At 71.1% G+C, this 21415-nt stretch carries 19 protein-coding genes, 3 tRNA genes and 2 pseudogenes; 9 read left to right on the top strand and 15 right to left on the bottom strand.

Annotation, left to right across the window (positions count from 1 at the left end):
* The first annotated feature begins 223 nt into the window (after positions 1–223).
* Together ACFZBU_RS45110 and ACFZBU_RS45105 are read left to right on the top strand one after the other, a co-directional pair.
* Positions 224–1216: a helix-turn-helix domain-containing protein gene (locus ACFZBU_RS45110; protein WP_391589640.1), complete on the top strand. Its 993-nt coding sequence runs from the start codon at positions 224–226 to the stop codon at positions 1214–1216.
* 155 nt (positions 1217–1371) lie between these two features.
* The gene (locus ACFZBU_RS45105) at positions 1372–1974 is read left to right on the top strand and encodes a TetR/AcrR family transcriptional regulator (RefSeq protein ID WP_391589639.1); all 603 of its coding nucleotides are present in this window, start codon (positions 1372–1374) and stop codon (positions 1972–1974) included.
* A gap of 532 nt (positions 1975–2506) precedes the next feature.
* Here the strand turns inward: ACFZBU_RS45105 and ACFZBU_RS45100 are convergent.
* Positions 2507–2692: a hypothetical protein gene (locus tag ACFZBU_RS45100; protein ID WP_391589638.1), complete on the bottom strand. Its 186-nt coding sequence runs from the start codon at positions 2690–2692 to the stop codon at positions 2507–2509.
* Positions 2693–3006: 314 nt separating this feature from the next.
* On the bottom strand, positions 3007–3669 hold the full coding sequence (locus ACFZBU_RS45095) for a TetR/AcrR family transcriptional regulator (protein ID WP_391589637.1): 663 nt from the start codon (positions 3667–3669) through the stop codon (positions 3007–3009).
* A 63-nt stretch (positions 3670–3732) separates the two neighbouring features.
* Here ACFZBU_RS45095 and ACFZBU_RS45090 point away from each other — a divergent pair, with 63 nt between their 5' ends.
* Positions 3733–4356, top strand: a complete 624-nt coding sequence (locus ACFZBU_RS45090) for a class I SAM-dependent methyltransferase (RefSeq protein WP_391589636.1) — start codon at positions 3733–3735, stop codon at positions 4354–4356.
* Positions 4357–5136: 780 nt separating this feature from the next.
* Here ACFZBU_RS45090 and ACFZBU_RS45085 read toward each other — a convergent pair.
* Positions 5137–6387: an MFS transporter gene (locus ACFZBU_RS45085; RefSeq protein ID WP_391589635.1), complete on the bottom strand. Its 1251-nt coding sequence runs from the start codon at positions 6385–6387 to the stop codon at positions 5137–5139.
* A gap of 84 nt (positions 6388–6471) precedes the next feature.
* On the opposite strand from ACFZBU_RS45085, the gene ACFZBU_RS45080 reads away from it, so the two are divergent.
* From ACFZBU_RS45080 to ACFZBU_RS45070, 3 genes are all read left to right on the top strand, one after another.
* The gene (locus ACFZBU_RS45080) at positions 6472–6798 is read left to right on the top strand and encodes an ArsR/SmtB family transcription factor (protein ID WP_391589634.1); all 327 of its coding nucleotides are present in this window, start codon (positions 6472–6474) and stop codon (positions 6796–6798) included.
* Between the two features lie 1131 nt (positions 6799–7929).
* The gene (locus ACFZBU_RS45075; RefSeq protein ID WP_391589633.1) at positions 7930–8718 is read left to right on the top strand and encodes a hypothetical protein; all 789 of its coding nucleotides are present in this window, start codon (positions 7930–7932) and stop codon (positions 8716–8718) included.
* Between the two features lie 67 nt (positions 8719–8785).
* Entirely contained in the window at positions 8786–9799 is a 1014-nt protein-coding gene (locus ACFZBU_RS45070; protein WP_391589632.1) for a hypothetical protein, read from the top strand.
* A gap of 336 nt (positions 9800–10135) precedes the next feature.
* Here the strand turns inward: ACFZBU_RS45070 and ACFZBU_RS45065 are convergent.
* From ACFZBU_RS45065 to ACFZBU_RS45040, 6 genes and pseudogenes are all read right to left on the bottom strand, one after another.
* A pseudogene (locus ACFZBU_RS45065) lies at positions 10136–10273 on the bottom strand (toxin Doc); the annotation flags it as partial.
* A 149-nt stretch (positions 10274–10422) separates the two neighbouring features.
* A complete protein-coding gene (locus ACFZBU_RS45060; RefSeq protein ID WP_391589631.1) occupies positions 10423–10812 on the bottom strand; it encodes a VOC family protein in 390 nt (129 codons plus the stop codon).
* A gap of 486 nt (positions 10813–11298) precedes the next feature.
* Complete coding sequence (locus ACFZBU_RS45055; RefSeq protein WP_391589630.1) at positions 11299–13683, bottom strand: hypothetical protein; 2385 nt, start codon at positions 13681–13683, stop codon at positions 11299–11301.
* Position 13684: 1 nt separating this feature from the next.
* Positions 13685–13757, bottom strand: a tRNA-Glu gene (locus ACFZBU_RS45050).
* 98 nt (positions 13758–13855) lie between these two features.
* A tRNA-Arg gene (locus ACFZBU_RS45045) sits at positions 13856–13928 on the bottom strand.
* A gap of 12 nt (positions 13929–13940) precedes the next feature.
* Positions 13941–14013, bottom strand: a tRNA-Arg gene (locus tag ACFZBU_RS45040).
* Positions 14014–14256: 243 nt separating this feature from the next.
* Between ACFZBU_RS45040 and ACFZBU_RS45035 the strand changes: the two genes are divergently transcribed.
* Complete coding sequence (locus ACFZBU_RS45035; protein WP_391589629.1) at positions 14257–15450, top strand: permease-like cell division protein FtsX; 1194 nt, start codon at positions 14257–14259, stop codon at positions 15448–15450.
* 184 nt (positions 15451–15634) lie between these two features.
* Positions 15635–16711, top strand: a complete 1077-nt coding sequence (locus tag ACFZBU_RS45030; protein WP_391589628.1) for a protein kinase family protein — start codon at positions 15635–15637, stop codon at positions 16709–16711.
* A gap of 126 nt (positions 16712–16837) precedes the next feature.
* On the opposite strand, the gene ACFZBU_RS45025 is transcribed toward ACFZBU_RS45030, so the two are convergent.
* The 5 genes from ACFZBU_RS45025 to ACFZBU_RS45005 all read right to left on the bottom strand — a co-directional run bounded on the left by ACFZBU_RS45025 (position 16838) and on the right by ACFZBU_RS45005 (position 19676).
* Positions 16838–17332: an NUDIX domain-containing protein gene (locus tag ACFZBU_RS45025; protein WP_391589627.1), complete on the bottom strand. Its 495-nt coding sequence runs from the start codon at positions 17330–17332 to the stop codon at positions 16838–16840.
* A gap of 379 nt (positions 17333–17711) precedes the next feature.
* Positions 17712–17909, bottom strand: a complete 198-nt coding sequence (locus ACFZBU_RS45020; protein ID WP_391589626.1) for a hypothetical protein — start codon at positions 17907–17909, stop codon at positions 17712–17714.
* A 458-nt stretch (positions 17910–18367) separates the two neighbouring features.
* A complete protein-coding gene (locus ACFZBU_RS45015; RefSeq protein WP_391589625.1) occupies positions 18368–18496 on the bottom strand; it encodes a hypothetical protein in 129 nt (42 codons plus the stop codon).
* Between the two features lie 130 nt (positions 18497–18626).
* The gene (locus ACFZBU_RS45010) at positions 18627–19112 is read right to left on the bottom strand and encodes a carboxymuconolactone decarboxylase family protein (RefSeq protein ID WP_391589624.1); all 486 of its coding nucleotides are present in this window, start codon (positions 19110–19112) and stop codon (positions 18627–18629) included.
* Between the two features lie 81 nt (positions 19113–19193).
* Positions 19194–19676: a carboxymuconolactone decarboxylase family protein gene (locus ACFZBU_RS45005; RefSeq protein WP_391589623.1), complete on the bottom strand. Its 483-nt coding sequence runs from the start codon at positions 19674–19676 to the stop codon at positions 19194–19196.
* 170 nt (positions 19677–19846) lie between these two features.
* On the opposite strand from ACFZBU_RS45005, the gene ACFZBU_RS45000 reads away from it, so the two are divergent.
* Entirely contained in the window at positions 19847–20785 is a 939-nt protein-coding gene (locus ACFZBU_RS45000; RefSeq protein WP_391589622.1) for an RNA polymerase sigma-70 factor, read from the top strand.
* A gap of 437 nt (positions 20786–21222) precedes the next feature.
* Here the strand turns inward: ACFZBU_RS45000 and ACFZBU_RS44995 are convergent.
* Positions 21223–21415: pseudogene (locus ACFZBU_RS44995) on the bottom strand (fic family toxin-antitoxin system, toxin component); the annotation flags it as partial.

Here is a 21415-nt window from a genome sequence, read left to right as displayed (position 1 = left end):
ACGCCCTCGGCGGCGACAGCCGCAGCTCGGCCGCGCTGGTGCGGCTGATGCTCGGCGGCGCTGGTGCGGCTGACGCTCGGCGGGTCGCCTCGGGATGTGGCGTCGCTGCTGTTGCCCTCGACACCGGGCGCCGGTTGGGTCACGCCGGTTGGGTCGTGGTCCGCGGTCGGCTCGGTCGGCAGCACCCGGGCCCGGGAGCGGATCGGGGCGGGGCGGGGATCCGGTGCAACTGGCCGCGTTGGGTACCGCGTTGGCCACGTCGTATCCGGATCTGCGCGGGCGCGACGTGTCCGCGCTCGCGCCCGTTACGCCCGGCTCGCCGACGGCGGATCCGGCGGCGGCGAATCGGCTCGGGTGGACGCTCGGTTTCAGCGCGCCGTCCGCCACCACCGACCTCGCGGTGACGGCCAATCAGGCCGAGCGCGCATTGCGGCACGCGCTCGCGGCTGGGATGCCGTCCCGGCGGCATCAGGACCGGGATCCGAGCGTGCACTCGCTCGCCCCGGCGGCCGACTCGACCGCCCTGGCGCGCGCCCGATTCGCGGCGCCGGCCGATGCCCCCTCGCCCGGCTATGACGTACTGCTCGAAACCCTGCGCACGTGGCTCGCGCACCACGGAAGTTGGGACCGCGCCGCAACCGCGCTCGGCCTGCACCGCAACACCGTGCGCCAACGCGTCGCGAGGATCGGCGATCTGCTGGACCTGGACCTGCACGACCCGGACGTTCGAATGGAACCGTGGTTCGCCCTGCACTGGCTACCGGGCGAACGACCGAGCACCGAGCAGGCGCCGCCCGCGGCGGGCAGCGGGCAGCGGCACGTGCGACCTGCGGCAGTAGTCGGTACCGTCCGACCACTGCGGAAGCATCGCGCGTCCGGTGTCGAAGTACCGGCCGGACGGGAAACCCACCCGCTGCGTCACACCGTCCTTGTCGGTCGGCGTGTCCCGCCACGCACCGTGAGACTGCCACCGCCGATCCGCGGACGGGCGTCCGGGGCGGTCGCGTCCTGGCCGGCCTTGCGTAGCTCGTATGCGGCGGTCGGCTCCGCCACTCCGGCTCCCCCACCGGCGCCGCGGCGGCCGGTGAGCGTGAAGTCGGACTCGCACGGCGCACGGCCGGGCGCAGTGGCCGCGCCCGCCGCGGTCCCCAAGCGCGAGCGCGCCCATCCCGGACAATGCCGCGCCGGCACCCCACGGCGCTCACGGACTGGATGAAGCCCCGACAGATGGTCCCTGCGGGACGGATCGCTGGGAGTCCGCCATGAGGGGCGTCCTCGGGGAGCGACCGCATCAATTGTTTAATCGACTAACCGGTCTATTATTGTTCCGGTCACAGCCAACATCGATCACCGAGGTAGGGTGAGCATGCCATGCGCACAGTCGACCCCGTGAAGCACGCCGCCAAACGCCGCCAGATCCTCGAAGCCGCCGCAGCCTGCTTCGCGGACAAGGGATTCCACGGAACCCGGACGGCGGACATCTGCGCCCGCGCCGGCATGAGCCCCGGGAACGTGTTCCACTACTTCCCGAGCAAGCACGCGATCATCGTCGCGCTGATCGAGCAGGAGGGCGTCGAGACTGCGGCCTATCTCGCCGAACTCTCGCGCGAAGAGGATCCTTTGGCCGCGTTGTTCGGCCTGATCGACGCGGTGGTGCGCCTGGCCGCCGACCCCACCTACGCGGGTTTGACCCTGGACACCGCCGCCGAGGCCCGCCGCGACCAGAACATCGGAGCCCTCGTGGCCCGCAACGACCGCCAACTGCGCACCGGCATCGCCGACCTGCTCCGCCGCGCCGCCGCGGCCGGGCAAATCGACGACACACTCGACCCGGACCGGGCCGCGACCTGGGTCGCCGCCCAGATCGACGGCCTGTTCGCACGCGGCGCGACCGACCCCGACTTCGCACCACTGGACCAGGCCCCGACGCTGCACCTGCTGCTCACCCGCTTCCTGGGCGCGGAACCCACATAAGCCGTCGAGCCCGCAGTGGCGACGAACGCATCCGCCGCCGCAAGATGACGCCCATGGTCGCGGCCGCCCCCGCATCCGCGCACCGCGACAGCGAGTTCCTCGCCGCCTACTACGACGGCCGGGGATGAGAGGACGCCGCCGTCGCCGACCTCATCGACCGATGCGGCGGCCGTGAGTGGACCGTCGCCCAGAACCTCAAGCACATGCGCCCGGCCGCCGCGCAACGAGAACCGGGGCTCCCGTCTCGCTGACGATCGAAGACTGGGGATCTCCCCCGAGCGAAGCCTGCAGGATCTGCCAAGCACCGTCTCGCGCCCACCAGTCGGCCACACAACCCGACCCCCGGACTCGACCAGAGCGACCATGCGCGCGGTGAGTTCCTCCACGACCGGTTTCTCCAGACGGAAGTACTCCTGGTGCGGGTAGTCGACGCCGTAACAACCCCAGCGGGCCGCCATGGCCTCGTCCACGGACAGGCGGACCACACCGGCAGCACGCAACCGCTCAGCGAAGGACGTCTTCCCCGAGCCGGTCAGCCCCAGATGTGGAAGTCGTCACGGTTGGGCGGCTCGGTTCCGTAGTCGGCAAGTTTCGGGGCCGCGTCCCGCACGTGCCGTGCCTCGCGCTCGGGTAGCACCTTGCCGACGGCGTGGAATCCTTGCCTCGCGTACGCGGCTGCTGCGGTGCGGCGCCGTTCGATCGTCGTGGGCTCGTGCACGAAGATCCTTCCACGTCCCGTTCCGTCAGCGGTCCGTCGACCGCGGGCCGTACAGAACGGCTCGGGTCGCACGTGGGCGGACGAAAACCCGGCAGCGGTCGATGCCGGGGCGCTTCAGAGCCCGGAAGTTCCGGCACGATACCGGGAGTTCGCTCCACGCACCCAAGTACGGCCGCGCGGCGACCCCTCCGGCAAGCACGCGGGTGGGCGGCGGCAGGGCAGCTCACGGAGCAGGCGGCCGAACGCTCGGGACGATGACGATGACGACGGTGCAGCGGGGTGAGCGTTCCGGTAGCGGCAGCCGGGTCCCCGACCTACTCGTGGTCGGTACAGAGGTGGGCGGTCAGGGCCGCACCAGCCCACTCCTCCCAGGCGTCGGGGGACCAGCCCCGGTCGCGGACGAAGATCAGGTACAGCTCCGGACTGAGAAGCCCGTACAGCAGGTCGGCGGCCCGCGCGGCATCGATGTCGGGGCGGGCGTCGGGCTTGGAGGTCAGGGCCTTCGCCGCGGCGTGCTGAACGGTATAGCGCGGGTCGGGGCCGGCGGGCCACTGCGCGGCGATCTCCGGGTCCGTGGCGGCGGCAGCCGCGATCAACGGCACGATCGGGGCGACTCGGCCGAGGATCTCGCGTACACCCCTCACGTGGGCGCGCAGTTGCCCGGCCGCGGTGGGCTCCGCACACGCGGCGCGGAACCAGTCCCGGTCCATCGTGGCGACCGGTTCGACGTCGCCCGCGATGGACGTGTCGACGACGTCCTTGAACAGCGCGCGCTTGTTGCGGAACACGAAGTACACGGTCTGCACGGCCACGCCCGCGCGATCCGCGACCTCCTGAAGGCTGGTCGCGCCGTACCCCCGCGCGACGAACAGGTCCCGCGCCGCCGCGACGATTCGCTCGCGGGTGAGCCGCGAGCGCTCGGCCCGCTTGTCGGGACGCTTGACGTCCCGTTCGTCGGATCCCTTGACCGTGTCCATACCGGGAGTATATCTCTAGAGTCCTACATTAGAGCTGAACTCTAAATTCTCGAAGGGGTAGTGATGAGTGAGACTCGAACGCCTGCGGAACTCGACCAAGAGGCATTGGTGCGCCGCGTGTTGGAGGACTTCTACCGGGACGGCAAGCCGCCGTGGGACAGCGGCATCACCCCGCCCGAGCTGGTGGCCCTGATAGAGGGGCCCGGTGCGTTGATGCCGGGCCGGGTTCTCGAACTCGGCTGCGGCACCGGGACCAACGCCGTGTACCTGGCCCGGCACGGGTGGCGGGTGACGGCCGTCGACCTGGTCGACCGCGCGGTCCGGCAGGCGAGGGAGAAGGCCGACGCGGCCGGAGCGGACGTCACCGTGCTGTGCGCGGACGCCACCCGACTCGACGAGGTGGGCGCGCCCGGCCCGTACGACCTCTTCTTCGACCTGAGCTGCTACTGCGGAATACCACCGCACCGCCGCGACGCCTACGCCTCCGGTCTCACCCAGCGCGCCGCCCCCGGCGCACGACTGCTGATGTTCGGATACGGGCCCGGGGCGTTCGACGACACGTGGTCCGGCGCCACCGCCGACGAACTCACCGCCAGGTTCGCCGGGTGGGAGCTGACCGACGTGACGCCGGGTACGAACCCGGTCCCGACTTTCTGGTTCACGCTGCGCCGTGCCGCCGCCGCATGAGCCCACTCGCACCGGGCAGTTTCGCGGAGCCCGTCGGCGGCGGGGCCTCGGGCGTCGCCTGATCCCCCGCGCCCTCCACGACGGCCCGACCACGCCCGGGCGATCCGTACGCAATCTTCGGCGGGATGGGGCCCTTCCCCCTCCACCGCCGAGACAGCGAACGCGCCCACCGCCGGCGAAGCGTGCCCCACGGACCGCGGACCGAGCGACCGACGACGGGCCACTCACGGCGGTGGACCACCGCCCACGGCCGGCCGGGCGTGGCGACGCCGGCCGTTGCGAACGTCGCCACGGTGGCGGCCTCAGGATGTGTCTCGGTGTCGTTCGGCGTGGGGTTGTCCAGGGCGGACCAGTCGGGTTCGATGCCCAGCAGCGCGGGTGGTGTTGGATGTGTCGCAGCCTCGGCGGGTGACGGTGACGAGTTCGTCGAGGGTGCGGGCGCCGAGGTTGGCCACGGCGCTGCTTTTCGGGTGCGCCCAGCGGCCTCCACCGGGTTCGGGTCGGGAGCGTGGGGCGGCAGGAAGACCGGGGTCAGCCGGTCGACGCGGTCGGCGAAGGCGCGCATTCGGCGGCTGCGACGGCTGCCGGGTTGTGCCACACCGGAACGATCGGGCGATCGAAAGTCCCGTGTATGGCGGGGAGTTGCCGGATCAGGTCCCGGTCGGTGGCCGAGCCCGGGACCATGACGCCGCCGAGCCCGACGGGACCGTTCCGACCCGGTCACCCTCGCCGCCCCTGCCCCCGACCGGTGCCCCGCCCGCCCGCTACGGGGGCCGCCGGTCAGTCGACCTTGCTCGCCCGCCGCACCTCGGCCGCCGGTACCCGCGTCACGTCGGGGCGCCCTGCTCGACGCCCCAGCACCCGTTCGACGACCACGGCGGAGAGGCAGAGAAGCGCCGCGAGCACGGAGAAGACGGGGAAGATCACGGTGTCGCTCCAGACGGTCGCGCCGATGCCCACGAGGAGTGTGGGCGTGATGAGCGCGCCGTACGCGAGCAGGTAGAACATGGACATGACCGCCCCGCGCCGCTCGGCGGGGATGTGTGCGGTCAGGTGGCGCAGGGAGCCACCGAAGGCCAGTCCGTAGGCGCCGCCTTGGAGTGCGACGGTGACGATGATGACGACGGCGTTGCCGGTCGCGAAGCCGCCCACCCCGGCGGGCATGAGCACGGCGAGCGCCAGGTCACCGCCGAGTGCGACCGTTCGGGCCGGGCGGCGGGCGCTGACGACCTGGGCGAGGGCGGCGGTCAGGGTCACGGCCGCGATGACGCCGCCGCCGAAGAGCGGCCCGTCGACGTGCGCGGCGTGGGACGCGATCGAGGGTTCCAGCGAGAAACAGACCCCGAGCACGGACCAGGCGGCACCGGCACCGATCACGGCGAAGACGAAGCGCCCGCGGATCTCCGTGGGCACCTGCGGACGTGGGATCTCCAGCGGCGCGGCGCCGGCCGAGGGGTGCGGCTCACGCATTGCCAGAAGGAGGATGAACAGGACGACGGCGATGATCGCGTCGGCGAGATACGGCAGGAGTAGTGGGTGGAAGTCGATCTGGGCGAGGGTCGCGGTGGCGAGCGCGGCGGCGGCGATGCCGACGTTGAATGCGATGGCGGTGAGCGTCCCGGTCCGCGCCGCCCGCTCCGGGTTCACGTCCAGCAGGGCGGCTCCGCCGACGACGACTATCGCGCCGATGCCCGCGCCGTTGAGCATCCGCGCCACGATGAGATATCCGGGTCCTGCGGCGAAGACGAAGACGGCGAGCCCGGCGAGCAGCAGGAGGACGGCGACCAGGAGCACGGGCCGACGGCCGTACCGGTCGGACAGAGCCCCCGAGACAAGGATCGCGACGACCGCCACGGTTCCGTACGCGGCGAAGATGACGGTGGTCAGAAAGGGCGGATAGTCCCACTTCTCGGCGTACAGGGAGTAGAGCGGTGACGGGATGGCGGAGGTCGCCTGCCCGAGCGTGAGGAGGACGAGGAGGGTCGCGTAGCTCCATGGCTGGGGCCGGCGGCCCGGGGAGAGTGCCCGCACGAGGACTCCTGGTAAGTTGGATGAGGATCGTACTTCGGAGAGGCTAGGGTGAAGTACGATGCTCGTCAAACTTGGAGTTGCCCGATGCCGTCCTGGGAGATCCCACCGGACCGGTTGCCGCCCGTCGCGGGCGTCCGGAAGCTGCTGCGCGCCCTCGCGGACCCGGTACGCCTGGAAATGGTCCATCGTCTGGCGACGCATCCCGCCGCCGAAGCTCCCTGCTCGGACCTGTACGAGGACCTGAGCAAATCCACCGCGACCCACCACTTCAAGATCCTGGTGGAGGCGGGCATTCTCCACCCGGTCATGGTCGGTCCCTCTCGCGGCCACCGCCTGCGGCGCACCGCCCTTCAGGAAGCGGTACCGGGCCTGCTGGACGCGCTGATGGGGGCCCTGGCGCGCGAGGGCTGACGGGCTCGGGGGGGGTTTGGTGCTCGGGGCTCGGGCCTCGGCGGCGCGGCAGCGGGCGTTTCGTGGGCTGGGTCGACGCTCGTCCGAGACTCGGGCACAGGGATTCAACCGGAAATCGAGCGAAGAACTCGCTTCCCACCGCGCCCGACACACGCCGGTGAGAACCCGCACAACCCGGATCTTCGGCGCAGCGTGTCGAGAGCGATCGATCGCATGGTTCTTGGAACCTCTCGGCGCCGATTGCCCGTTGCCGAGTCCGGCTCGCCCACTCCTGGGTGCGGCTCGCCCATCGGTTCAGGAATGCGGCCGACCGGCCGGAGCGCCGACCCCGGTACGCCTCGGAGATGAGCGATGCGGAGTGTGCCCTCACGGGCGCGTTACCGGATTCGTGGTCTCCTATTCCGATGGCCCGCCAACCGCGGGCTTTGGTGTCTGCTGATGACCGAGGTTGCGCAGCAAGCGGTGTTCTGGACCGACGACTCGCCGGCCTGCGAGCTTCTGCGAGCTTATGCCGCACGGCGAGGACATCGCCGCGCATTCCTGTACTCCCCCGAGGGCGCCGCCGGGGTGGGGGGCGACGCGCTTGCCGCGGGAACCGCGAAGCGCCCCGAGAACCTCGCGCCCCTGGAGGTCGTCGCCGGTGGCATCGTCGCCGTCGGCGAGGACGTGAAGGAGATACTCGACGTCGCGCGGCCGATACTCGCGCTCTACATCGGAGGCATGGGCTCCCGCGGCCAAGAACTTCTTCAACGACCTCGTCCGACGCTACGGCTACGAAGCCGAGGCCAAGGAGATCCAGGACCTCTACCTCGACGGCAAGACGAGGGAAGCCGCGGCCAAGGTCCCCTTCCAACTCCTTGAATAGATCAACCTCGTCGGGCCGGCTTCCTACGTGCCCGCCCTCCGGTCGCGAGGCTCGACGCGAGTTGCTGCCGCACGTCATCGACACCGGTGATCGGCACTGTGCTCGTCGCGCGATCGCACGTGCGCCAACGTTGCTCGGAGCTGGGAGCCCGAGCGTTCGTCCCACCGGGTCGGCCGGCCCCGGCTGCGTCACGAAGGCGAATACGCGCCACACCCATATGTACCGGTTTCTCGCTTTTTCAGATGGATATCCGCAGAATGCTGTTCATGCGAAAGACAGGGCGACTTCGAGCCGCGTCGCAGGGCACCAGGGGTACGAAGGTGATCGCGGTGCTGTCCATCCTGGCCACGACGTCGGCCGTGCTGTACGGCTGCTCGTCGGGGGGATCCGAACACGATAAGAGGACGGATCCCGAGGGTGCCGAAACGTCGTCCTCGACGTCGGGTTCGGATTCGGGTTCGCATTCGGGGACCGCGCCGGGTTCCGGTTCGCAGGGTTCCGGCGAACCCGGAGGCGCGGAAAGCGGTGCGGGCGAGGCGCCGAACCCCGAAGGAGGCGGCGGATTCGAGTCGGCGGGACGCCTCTCCGGCTACTTCCCCGGGGTGTGGCCCGCCGCCCAGGTGTTGGTGAGCAATTCCTCGACCACCACGACGTTCGTCGGCACGGTGACCCTCGCCGACTGCACCGACGCACAACACCAACAGCGCGCGGATCCCCCTCAGCAGACGATCACCGTCCTCCCGAAGGCCACCGCGACCGCCCAGTTCTCGTTCAAGAGCGATTCGGACGACATCGCACACACGGTCTGTGCCCAACTGACGGACGCACAGGGGCATCGCCAAACGGCCAGCAACGTCTTGGGGAAGACACCGTCCGACGGCGCCTCGCCCTCGGCCCCACAGAAGGCACCCGGTACGTCATCCGACCCCCACGCCCCACCGCCCCCCGGGCACGCCACATCGAACCCGAAGACCTCCGGCCCGGCGACGTCGAGCCCGAAGACCTCCGGCCCGGCGACGTCGAACCCCAAGGGGCCGACGTCGCCCGCCCCGTGAGGCCGACCGACAGCCGAGGAGCGGCCCGCCGGTCGGCGGCCCGACAACGACACCGGGACCGAGAACCATGACGGACGAAAACGAGGACGACGAAGGCAACAGCGACGAAGGCAACGGACGAGACCACGACCGCGGGCACGACCGCAGCAACGATCGAACCAACAGCCAGGACGCCGAACCGGACAACGGCCCCGGCAAAAACGGGGAAGGCGGTCCGGACGGCGACTCGGCCTCGCGCACGGCGGCCGGCTGGATCGGCACCCTGGCCTCGATCCTCGCCCCCACCACGGTCATCGGTGCGCTGCTCCTGTATTTCGGGTTCGTCTACACCGACGCGCTGTACGAGTACTTCGGCATCGACGCGCAAACGCTCGGCTTCTCGACCCAGGACTACCTCCTGCGCAGCGCCGGCCCGCTCTACCTTCCGGCCGGAGTCACGCTGGCCCTGGGCCTGGTGACGGTACTCGCATACCACCTCGCGTCCGCGATCGGACGCCGTCCCGAGGCGGACCGGCCTCCCCATGTCCGGCGCGTCCTCCACGCCCTGATGGTCGCGGGGCTTCTGCTCTTCGCGGCGGGGATGCTCGGCGGATTCCGGATCTGGCCCAGCGCCGCTCTCACGACCCCGCTGCTCATCGGTGGAGGTCTCCTTCTCGTCGCCTGCGCACGAGTGTTCGCCCTGCGCAGCTCCGGCATCGAGCACCCCGCCGCACGGGAGACGACGGCCCTGGCCTTCGTCGCCGCGCTCGTCGTGCTGTCGTCCTTCTGGGCCGCGAACGTGTACGCGGGGCAGCACGGCACCCGCGACGCCCGCTACCTCGCGGCGCACCTGCGGCTGAGGCCGGCCGTCGTGGTCGACACGACCGAGCGGCTCCACTTCGACTATCCGGGCGTGCGCGAAACCGTACTGCCGGTGGACCCGTCGGGGCAGCGGTTCCGCTTCCGCTACGAGGGGTTGCGCCTACTCGCCCAGTCCAACGCCCGGATGTTCCTCATCCCCAACCACTGGACGAAGGCCCGGGGCTACGTCATGGTCGCCCCCGTCGACGCGAACATCCGGGTGGCCTACCACCCCTCCTGAATCGGCGGCCGCCGGGGTCGACGCGGTCAGGGACGGCAAAAGGCCACCGAACCGACCACATCGGTAACGCACACCCACAGCGCCCGCCGACCACCCCGGCCGGGAGTCGGTCGGCGGGCGCGACTGTCGCCGGGACCGAAGAACGATGGAATCGGCCGCGAGTCGCGGCGTGTATGCCTGCAACCTCACGGTTCGGATTCGTTGCCTGGCGGAATCGGCAGCAACACATGCTGCCGCACCGGTCCGGAATGAGGCTTCCCGACACACCCGTGCTGCCGGGCGAGCCGGTCGACGATTGTGTCGGCCGGGCCGCCGAGTTCGGCACCCGGGGTGTCGGATGCGCCAGGAGCGCAGGCGATCGGCCACGGTGTAGACGTCGGCCTTGCCCGTGTCGACAGCGCGGGCGAGATCGACGAGGGCACCGTAGGGGGCGTCGACGCCCTGATCCGAAGCGGCCATGTAGGCGACCGCGATGCCGCGCCGCAATCGACCCGCCCCGGCCGACTGCCCCGCCACCATGACCCGGTCGGGGTCTGCGCCGGCGCAGCAGGTGTCGGATCCTCGGCCCGAGCAGCGGTTGAGGGCTGCCACCCGACACGGGGTGCAGCCCTCAGCGCATGTGCCTACGACGGCCGGCCGCCGTACGGCACGGTGATGAGTTCCATGGCGTGGCCAACCGGATCCATGAAGTACACGCCGCGACCGCCGTCGTTGTGATTGATCGCGCCGGGGTGTTGCCGGTGCGGGTCGGCGTAGTGCTCGATGCCGCGCTGTGTGATCCGCTGGTATGCCGCGTCGAACTCCGCCTCGGAGACCAGGAAGGCGTAGTGCTGCGGAGCGATTTCGTCTGCGGGGATCGTGGCGAAGTCCAGCGTGACGCCATTACTCAGGTCGACCGCGATGAAGGGGCCCCACTCCGCGGTGATCTCGAGGCCCAGCAGGTCCGCGAAGAACTCGGCAGACTCCCGGTTGTCCCGGGCATGGACGATCGTGTGGTTCAACTCGACTGACAAGGAATGCCTCCGAGGGCACCTCCCAACACCTCCATGCCTCACCCAGTCGGTGACCGACACGCGATGTCGCTGTCGATATTAGTCGTTGTTCCGGCACGACGGTAGGCGATCAGGACTGCGGCCGACGCGGACCGGCCGACCGAGGCGAGGAAGCGTTCGGCCCTCGTCACGGCGGTGCGGGCCCGGCGTCCCGCAAGGTGGGGTCGAGCGCGCGGCGATGTGCCTGCCCGAGCAGGACCGCATCCTCGGCAACGTCCGCGTCCTGGCCGAAAGCGTGGAGCTGCGCGCTCGGCGGCGGAAGACAAGCCCGCCCGCCCCGGTCGAGTAGACCGGCGAGTAGACCGGATCGAGAGCCCGATCTCGCGGTGACGCCTGGACGAGCAGCATCGCCCGCCCCGCCTGCCCCGGCCCGCCCGCGCCCGAGCCCGCGCACGAACGGCGGGCGCCGCGGCCGCGAGGCTCGCTCGTGGTCGCGGCGCCCGCGCGTCACACGTCGCGGATCCAGTGCCCGTCCGTGGCCCAGCCGAGGAACCGCCGGACGTTCGGCACCGCCGGGTCGTCCAGGCTGCCGCCGGTGAACACGTGCCGCAGCCCGGCCAGAACCGGCGCGAGGCGGCGCACGGTGTGCTCCGGCCGGCGCGCCGTCTCCTCCGCCATCCACGCGATGACCGCGAACTGGTCCTCCACCCCGCACAGGGACAGGAAGAACAACGTCTGCCGCCACGCGTACGCGGCGTCCTTGACGGTGCCGAGCGATCGCGGGTTCCCGGCGATCTGCTGCACCAGCCGGCACACCGTGCGGTACGCGCCCCGCGCCGGCTCCGCCCAGCCCTCCGCCGGCTCCACCCCGATGGGGTACACGAGCGCGGCGAGGTTGTGCGTGGTGAGGATCTGCGCCTGCTCGATGACCTTCCCGTTCGCCGCGACCCACCAGCGGCCCCGCGGATCGATGTCGGCCCGCTCCCGGCACAACTCGGCGAAGGCGTCCGAGGTGTTCGCCGCGAGCCCATGCTCGCGCTTGACGTCGTCGATCGTCCGGATCGCGGCGTAGTCGATGCCGTAATACCGCGCGTACAGCGACCCTTCGAGCAGTGCCGCGGCGTCCTGCGCGGCGCGCAGGAACTTCGCGGAGAACGTGCCCATGAAGATGTCCGCCGCGAGTTCCTCGGTGAACACCGCCTTGACCCCGGCCTGCCGCGCGAGCGAACCGAGTTCCTGGAGCAGCGGGTTCGGGACGATCGTGCCCGGGAAGGCGCGCACCGTCAGCGTGCCCAGCTCGGTCAGCGCCTCCCAGGCGTTTCCCGCGGTGTCGGTCGACACCCGCCGATACGCGGACACCGCCCGCACCCAGGGCAACTCCTCCAGCCGCACCTGGTGCTCCAGGTTGAGGAGCAGCAGCGAGCGACGCTCGGCGAACGCCCCGTACCCCGCGGTCATCAGCGTGCGCAGGGCCGGGTCGTGGTAGGCCAACGCGGTCGTCGCGGCGACCAGTTGCGGGACCAGCTCGGCCAGTACCTCGGCCGACGGCACGATGCCGCGCTCGACGAGCGTCGCGACGGGCGCGCTGAGCGCGCGCTCGACCGGGTGACGCAGGCTGTCCGGAATCGGGCTGCCCGCGCGCACGCCGGTCCGCTCGGCTTCCTCGTCGGTCACCGGCACGAGCAGCCATGCGGTGTCGGGCAGACCCGCGTCGTCGCGCAGGTTTGCCAACCGGGTGATGAGGACGCGTGCCAGCTCGTGGAGCGTCGCGGTCGACGCGTCCTCGGCCTGACGTGCCCGCAGTTCGGCGTGCGGCGGCGAACCGGGCGCACCGCGCTTGGCGACCATCGCGTCGACGGCGTGCCGGAGCAGGCCGGGGCGGGCCGGCCCACGCGCACCGACGTTCGCGCGGACGCCGGCGCGGGGTCCGGCGGTGCGGGGCTCGGCGGAGCGGGCGGAGCGGGCGTCCGCGATATGGGTGCCGGCGACGCGAACATCATCGGCCCGTGTGTCACCGAGCGCCTCGGCCAGTGCGGCCAGCAGGATCGCGGAGTTCTCCTTGGGGTTGCGGTGCTTGGTGCACAGCGTGTGCTGCGCCGCCAAACGCCGGTAGCGCCGCAGGAGTTCACGGCCGCGTTCGGTCCAGCCCGCCGGTCGGATCGCGTCGAGCCGGCCGTCCTCGACGGTCTCCAACCAATGCGCGAGCAACTGGTCGGCGAAAGGATTCCACACGGTCAGCGCCTCGTTCATCGCCTCGACCGCGGGCTTGGGACGCCGCGCGCCGAGCGTGGCCCGCAACGAACCCACGGACTCGCGGTGCACAACGGAGCCGTCGGGCACCGGCGTGTCGCTGGGGCCCGGCAGGAAGCGCAGGCGGTCCGCGTACGGCGCGATCTCGTCGAGCAGCGTGAGCGCCGCGAAGCGGTCCCCGGCGCGCAGCAGCCACGCGATGGTGAGCAGCGCGGCCTCCTCGGGCACCGCGACGTGATACCGGCCGGTGTCGAGCATCGTGTGCAGTTCGGCCAGGCCCGCGTCGGTGAGGAAGTACCGGAACACCGCGAGCCGATCGCCGGTGCGCAGCCCGGCGCGGGCGGCGGCTTCGGCCTCGTGTGCGGTCCACGGCCCGCCGGCCGCGGCGTCGCCGGTGGCGAACCCGCCGCGCACGACCTCCGGGGTGACCCACGCGGGAAGCCCGCGCACGGGCGTGCGCGAGCCGATGGCCAACGACCCGTCGGCCATGCCGCGGGCGACCTGCGTCCAGCGGCGCACGCGTTCCTCGGCGCGAAGCCGGGTCGTCTGGCTCTCGTGGGAGGCGGCGGTGCGGAATGCCTTGGCCAACTGCCAATCCGCATAGCCGGGGTTGGCGACGGGCTGCACGTGAATCTCGTTCATGCCGACGTGGCGGGCCCTGCCCCCGCGCCCTCCGGGATGAGAGCCCGGTGCTCTACTGACTGAGCTACACGTCGTGGTCGGTACGGCGGGCACCGCGCGCCCCACCGCCTTGTGCGGGTTACGGGCCGGGAGCTCCCCCGGCCGATCCCCGTGCCGCCGTGTTCCGATGTCGCCGACGTGGCGGGTCCCGCCCCCGCGCCCTCCGGGTCCGAAGCCCGGTGCTCTACTGGCTGAGCTACACGCCGTTGTCGCGTTCGCCAACGTGGCGGGTCCCGCCCCCGCGCCCTCCGGGTCCGAAGCCCGGTGCTCTACTGACTGAGCTACACGTTGTGGTGCGCCGGCGAAGTGCCCGCCGACGAGGACGACACTAGGCCCGAGCCGCAAGCGCGGCAACGGAGTTATCCGCACGGCGCGTGCGGCGACCATGGTTCGCTGCGTGTCCCCGACGCTCCGTGATCGGTGCGGTCGCGGCGGACTTCCGATGCGTCGGACACCCACGAGGGTGGGTCGTATCCGGTGAGGGACCCGGCAACTACGCTCGGTACCAGACACGTTCACATCGGGGGGATGAACATGGGGAAGCGAAACACGTCCCGCACGGGCGGGATCGCCGGCCGGTGCGCGGCCGTGATCCTGTCGATCACGATGGCCGCCGCCTGCTCCGGCGGCAACGACGGGAACGCACACCCGCAGCAGCCGAAAGCGGCCCCTTCGGCAGCTGCGGGGTCGCCGGGTTCGGCCGGGCCCGGCTCCGACGGCGCGGACGAGGAGGCTCCCTCCTGGGACACGGACAACCTGCCGCCGGGCGTCGACTTCTGGGCCGGCAAGGTGGACCTGGCGGTGTTCCTGTGCCAGACCTCCGACCCGAAGACGGGCGGCTGCTCGAACGGCGCCGTCACCGACACCCAACGCCAGGAGATCCTCGACGCGCTCAAAGCCACGCCGCAGGTCGAGCACGTGTACTTCGAGGACCGGAGACAGGCGTGGGAGTTGTTTCGCGCGCAGAACGCCGGCAACCCCCTCCTCCTCGACGCCATGACGGCCGAGCAACTCCCGGAGTCCTTCCGCGTCAAACTCAAGGACCCCGGAACCATCACGACGGTGGCCTCCGCGTTCGAGCAACGCCCGGGAGTTGCCTCGACCATGAGGCACACCGCCTCCGGCCCTCCCGCCACTCCCCCGGTCCCCGCCACGGCCGTACTGACCCCGGAGCGGGCCAGGCGCGCCGTGTTGACCGTGGACGACGTCGGCACCGGCTGGACCGCGGGCGCCCTGACCGACACCGGGCCCAAACCGGCCGCCGCGCCGTACTCGGGCGTCAGCGGCGACGCCGGGTGCGACCGCGCCCTGGCGGGCGCCCCGACCGGCCCGATCGTCGTCCTCCTCGGCGCACAACGAAGCTTCGAGAACACGGCCGGAACCCGAGTGATCGCCACCGTCCAGGCATACGAAGGCAACGGCGCCGCACTTCAGTTGGCCAAGACCCGCGCCATGTTGTCCGGCTGTGCGGACCTGCCCGTGCCGTGGGCGGGTGCCTCCGCACGCTTTCGTGCCGTCGCCGCCCCCACCGTCGGGGACGAAACACTCGGCATGCGCATCGTCACCAACCAGAGCGGCGCCACCAGAACCGTCGACTCGATCTTCGTACGCATCGGGCCCAACCTCGCCACCATCACGCTCCCCGCCGACGCCGGCCTCGACCCCACCACCTCGGACCGACTCGCCCGCCGCGCAGCGGAACACCTCCGACAGGCCGTCCGCGACTGAACGAACCCACACATCTCGCACGCGATTCTCTCGTGCGCACCCACAAGGTCACCGGAAGGTGCGGCCGGTGGTGCGGTGGTCGCAGCTCGGCTCGGATTCGCCGCCATCGCGGGATGCGCGACACGAGGCCGGCATCCGGATGGAGGCAACAGTGAAAGTCCCTGACATAGTGAAAGTCCCTGACATGTCGCACGGTGCACGTCTCTCCGCCCATGGCGCCGTCTCCACATCCCTGGCCATGTGCGGTGATCGCGCGCTGCGCGAGCTCGTGGACACGGCAGTGCCGATCGGGTCCGGCATCGGCGGGAAGGCGTCCCTGCTGGAGGTCGCCGGCACCCCCGTCTTCGTGAAGCGGGTGCCTCTCACCGACCGGGAAAGACGGCCCGAGCATGTCCGGTCCACGGCGAACCTGTTCGAGCTGCCCGTCTTCTGCCACTACGGCGTCGGCGCCATCGGCGGGCCGGGCTTCGGGGCTTGGAGAGAGCTCGCCGTGCACACCATGACGACGAACTGGGTACTCGCGGGCGAATACGAGGGCTTCCCCCTGATGTACCACGGGAGAGTGCTGCCGGACACGACGCCCCTGCCCGAGGAACTGGCGGACGTCGAACGCGCCGTGGCCTACTGGGGCGGCGATTCGCGGGTACGCCGCCGGATCCGGGCTCTCCGGGAGTCCTCGGCGAGCGTCGCGCTGTTTCTGGAGTACATCCCGCAGAACCTGCACCGGTGGCTGGGCGCCCGGGTCGAAGCCGGAGAGCTGACCGCCGACCGGGCATGCACGATGGTGGAGAGGGAACTGGCGGTCGGCACCTCGTTCATGAACAGCCGCGGGCTCCTGCACTTCGACGCGCACTTCGAGAACATCCTGACCGACGGTCGGCGCCTGTACTTCGCGGACTACGGCCTCGCCTTGTCCTCCCGGTTCGAACTGTCGCAGGACGAGACCGATTTCTTCGACCGGCATCGGACCTACGACCGCGATTACACCGCCACGTATCTGGTGAACTGGCTGGTCACCGCTCTGTTCGGATATCGGAGAGAGGACGGGGACGGCCGCTACGAGCTGGTGCGCGCCTTCGCGGAGGGCAAGCGCCCCACCGGAATTCCCGAGGAGGCCGCAGCGATTCTCGCCCGGCACGCGCCGACCGCCGCCGTGATCTCGGACTTCAACCGCACCTTCCAGCGCCGGAGCAGGCAAACCCCGTATCCGCTGGAGGAGACCCGCCGGATCGGCCGCATGCACGGCCCATCCGTCGACTGACGAGCCTGCAAGACGGATGCCACCCGGCGCGGGAAAGCTCTGCCCTGGTACCGAGCGACGGCCTGCGGGGACAGGGTCTCCGCGCGACGGGGACCCTTACCGTACGGACCGGGTGCGTGCTCGGTGTCAGGTCCAGCCGAACTCGCTGTAGGGGTGGCCGGCTTGGATGGCTCGGATCGCGGCGCGGGTGTAGTCGACGGTCGGGTCCGGAAGGTCGTGGGGGTGCCACCACCCCCAACCGAGGCACTTGGCGGGTTCGAGGACTTCGGGCGTGCCCGTCCAGCGCCGGGCCCGGAAGACCATCTGCATGCGCGGGCACGTTCCCGGCGCGTCCAGGAGGTGGAGGGCGTGGACGAACTCGACGTCGTCGGGGTGGATCACCAGCCCGGCCTCCTCCCGGGCCTCACGCACCAGGCACGCGACGGCGGACTCCTGCTCGCAGTGCCCGGCCAGGAAGTGGTGGGTGGAGGGCGCGTAGAGCGAATCCGGGTGCCGCAGCCCGAGCAGGATCCGCCCCCGGGAGTCCTGCGCGTACAGGTGTACTCCGACGACGTTCAGGACGCCGCGCGTACCGGACTCGACGCGCCGGTTCGGGACCGAGACGGCTTCCTCACCGCTCATCGAGCGACTCCCGACCGTCGGCGGACTCCGGGTTCGACGCGGGGTCTCGTGATCACGCCATCAGGATCGGCGGGAGTGCTGCACGGCGCGGGGAGGGACGAGTTCGTTGCCATCACGCGGAGTTTAGAGTTTCCTACCGACAGTCGCGGCGTCATGTCGTCTGGAACCGCGGGATCGCGCGAAGGGTCGGCCCGCGGCTGCTCGCAATTGCCTGGGAGCGCGATTTCGGCTCTGCCCACGGCTACGGTGAGGGCTTGCGCGTGATCTGGCGGGTGGGTGCCCTCATCGGTCTCCCGGCAGCGCCGGCGCTCCCGAAGGCCGTGCGGCCTCCTGCCGATCCGGCCGGGGCCTGCCGAGCCGAGGCCTGCCGAGCCGATCGTCAGCCGTCCTCGTCCTCGTCCTCGGTGCGGTCGCCCTCGGCCTGCGACGTCTCGTAGGCGTGGGCGGTCTGCTCCGATGTGGCGTCTTCGTCGGACGGGCGCATGTCGCTTCCCCGCACCACCACGCGCGGGGGCGAGTGCATACCGTGGTGGTCGTCGTGAAGTCGGTGCTCGCCGCGCACCTCGGTGTCAGGCATGGTGACCTCCTGCGGCCCACCGCACCCGGCGGCGTCGGGGGCGGTGCCGCTGCATCTCCAGTGTCCCTCTTCCACGGGTCGCCCGTCTCGTGCGCGGCGCGTCGCCCGTTGCGACGTCCTGTGGAATACCGGCTCGCGCCTCAGGGCGGACGCGGGGGGCCTTCGACGGGCGGTGCGGCATCCGTCCTGCCGGCCGCTCGGCCGGCGACGCGGGCTACGGCCGCTCGCTCGATCCCACCACCGGCGCCGTCGGCCCGGACCACGGTTCACTCTCGGGGGTGACGGCGTTCGGGGCTGCGAACGGCCGGTTTCGTGGCGATCGGACGGCGGGTGACCACCGTTCGGGATCGAAGCCCGGAATCCGGATGAACAGGACCGGTCGAAGCGACCTGGTTGTCACCGGTGAGGCCCGCGACTCGTCGGATCGGCGCGCAGTGTTCGGGCGCCTGGGTGACATCTCAGGAGCGGTTGAACCAGCGGCGCTTGGCCCGGGGCGGGGGCGAGACGCCATCTACCTGGGCCACCGACGGGTCGTCGTACTCGCGGGAGATCACCCGGACCTGGCCCGACTCGGCGTCGTGGCGCACGGTATACAGGCCCAGGCGCCGGACGCGGTCGGCAGCTCCTCCAGGGCGGAGTCCCGGTCCGGGAGGGCGTGGTCGGGCCCCACCGCCGGCGGCGGCCCCGTGCGGGCGCCGGCGGCGGTGGGTGCGGCGGTCAGTTGGTCATGTCGGCGAACTGACCGGGCCGGTAGGAGCCTCCGGGGTTGCGGACGATCACGTTGAGCCGGTTGTTGGCGTTGATCATGGCGATCAGGGAGACGAGTGCGGCGATCTGGTCGTCGGTGTAGTGCTCGCGTACGCGGCTCCAGGTCTCGTCCGACACCCCGGAGTGGGCGTCGGCGATCCTGGTGCCCTCCTCGGTGAGCGCCAGCGCCGCGCGTTCGGCGTCGGTGAAGACCGTCGACTCGCGCCAGGCGGCGACCAGGTTGACGCGGACCGCGGTCTCTCCGGCCGCCGCGGCGTCCTTGGTGTGGTAGTCGACGCAGAAGCCACAGCCGTTGATCTGGCTCGCGCGCAACATCACCAGGTCCTGGACGGCCCGGGGCAGCGGGGAGTCGACGATCGCCAGGGCGACGTTGTAGATCCGCTTGGCGATCTTGGCGCCGAGGTCGTTGGCCATCAGGTCGAAACGGGGTTCCATCGTTGTGTCCTCACTCGTGGGTTCGAATCCCGCGCGGAGCTTTCGCGCGAGGTGTTGCGGGTCGGGGACGCGGTCCGCCGGCTAACCGAGGCCGGCGGGCTCGTAGTCCCCGCCGGGCTGCCGGACGATGACGGACATGCGGTTGGTCGCGTTCATGAGGGCGACGAGCATCACCAGATCGGACAACTGGCCGTCGTCGTAGTGCTCGCGGACTCGGTTCCAGGCCTCGTCGTCGACGCCGCCGGCCGCGTCGGCGATACGGGTGCCCTGCTCGGTGAGTTCCAGCGCCGCGCGTTCGGCGTCGGTGAAGACCGTGGACTCGCGCCAGGCGGCGACGAGGTTGAGGCGGGTGGCGCTCTCTCCGGCGGCTGCGGCGTTCTTGGTCCACACGTCGGTGGCGTAGCCGTCGCCGTTGATCTGACTGGCACGCAGCAGCACCAGCTTCCGGGTCGCGGCAGGCAGACTCGAATCCTGCAGGATCGTCCTGCTCGCCGCGCCGAAGTGGGCGGCGGCCTTGGCGGCGGTCGTGGTCGGGTTGCCGAACAGATTCAGACGAGCGGTCATCGTGCGCTCCTTGCACGTCGTCGGGCGAAGTCGTACAGGAGATGCCGGCGACCCGAACTGCGTGACAACGCGGCGGTGTGGCCCATGTCACCGGGATCGGGTGTCACGCCGAGGGCGGGACCGGCATCTCGTGCGTGACGCCACGAAGAGGAACAGAGCAGGAGACGATGATGAGCGAGCGCAGTGACCGATCCGCGGAAACCACCCGGCCGCCTGCCGGCGGGGACGGTGTGGACCTCGCCACCGATACCTTCGTCACCCACCGTAACCTGCTGTTCACCGTGGCCTACGAAATGCTCGGCTCGGCCGCCGACGCCGAGGACGTCCTGCAGGAGACCTGGATGCGGTGGGTGGAAGTCGATCCGGGCATCGTGCGGGAACCGCGCGCGTATCTGGTCCGGATCGCCACCCGCCAGGCGTTGGGTCGGCTGCGTTCGCTGCGCCGGCGCAGGGAGACCTACGTCGGCCCCTGGCTGCCCGAGCCGCTGCTGACCGCGCCCGACGTCGCCGAGGATGTCGAACTGGCCGAGGGCGTCTCGATGGCGATGCTGCTGGTGCTGGAGACGCTGAAGCCGACCGAGCGCGCGGTGTTCGTGCTGCGGGAGGTGTTCGACCTGGACTACGACGAGATCGCCGAGGCCGTCGGCAAGAACCGGGTCACGGTCCGGCAGATCGCCCACCGGGCGCGGAACCACGTCGCCGCGCGCCGACCGCGGGCGGTCGTGTCCCCGGCCGAGAACCGCGTGGCCCTGGTGGCGTTCCAACGGGCCGTCGAAACGGGCGATCTGCAGAGCCTGCTCGACCTGCTCGCCCCGGACGTCGTCTTCCTGAGCGACGGCGGTGGGGTCGTCCAGGCCGCGCTGTCGCCCGTCGTGGGCGTCGACCCGGTTGCCGAACTGCTCACGGTCGGGCTGGGACGGATCGCAGGCTCCGTGTCGGTGCATTCGGCCCAGGTCAACGGCCACCCGGCGCTGATCATCCGGATGGGCAAGGCGGTTGAGGGTGTCCTGACGGTGCGGACCGAGGACGGCCTGATCACGGGGCTGTACTTCGTGCGCAACCCGGAAAAGTTGTCGCGCGTCGGGCAGGAGACCGCCCTGCGCCGCTGAAGAAGGTTGTACGTGCCGGCTTCCCGACCGACAGAGTCCGGTGGTGATCGGAACAGAGCGACGCCGGACCCTCGCCGCAACCGGATGCGCGAAGACCCCGGCCGCGAAGCCGACCACCCTGCACACCCGAAGCACCCGCCGGCCCCGCCCCGGGCGGGGCCGGTCTCGTTGGCGGGACTTCCCACTCCGGAAGAGCGCGGTCGGCGCGGCCCGCCGCACCCCTGGCTGCCACCGCTGCGACGAACTCGCCGCGGGCGCCGAGCCGATCCGGTGGACCGGGAGCAGGCAAGCGCCGGGGATTCGGCGTCAGGGACGGCGCGGAACGCGGATTCGTCGGCGGTTCCTGGATCGGAGCGGGATCACCACCCTGATCGCCGGGCGCCACGCCACCTTCTCGCGCGGGCAGTTCCCGACACACGCAAGGTCCGCACCACGCCTCAGTCGGCGGTGTCCCAGGTCTTGAGGACCGCCGCGACGCTCGCCGCGGTGGAGGAGGCACGGGTCAACTCGTCGGCGAGCGCGGTGACACCGGCCTGGGTGAGCTTGACCGAGACGCCGCACGCCGAGAGGTAGCCGTGCGCCACCGCGACGGCCACCCGCAGGTTCGAGCGCTCCAGCCAGCGCATCCGG

Origin of the sequence: Embleya sp. NPDC008237, assembly GCF_042956465.1 — a bacterium.
Lineage (GTDB): Bacteria > Actinomycetota > Actinomycetes > Streptomycetales > Streptomycetaceae > Embleya.
This window is presented reverse-complemented; position numbering and strand designations above follow the sequence as displayed.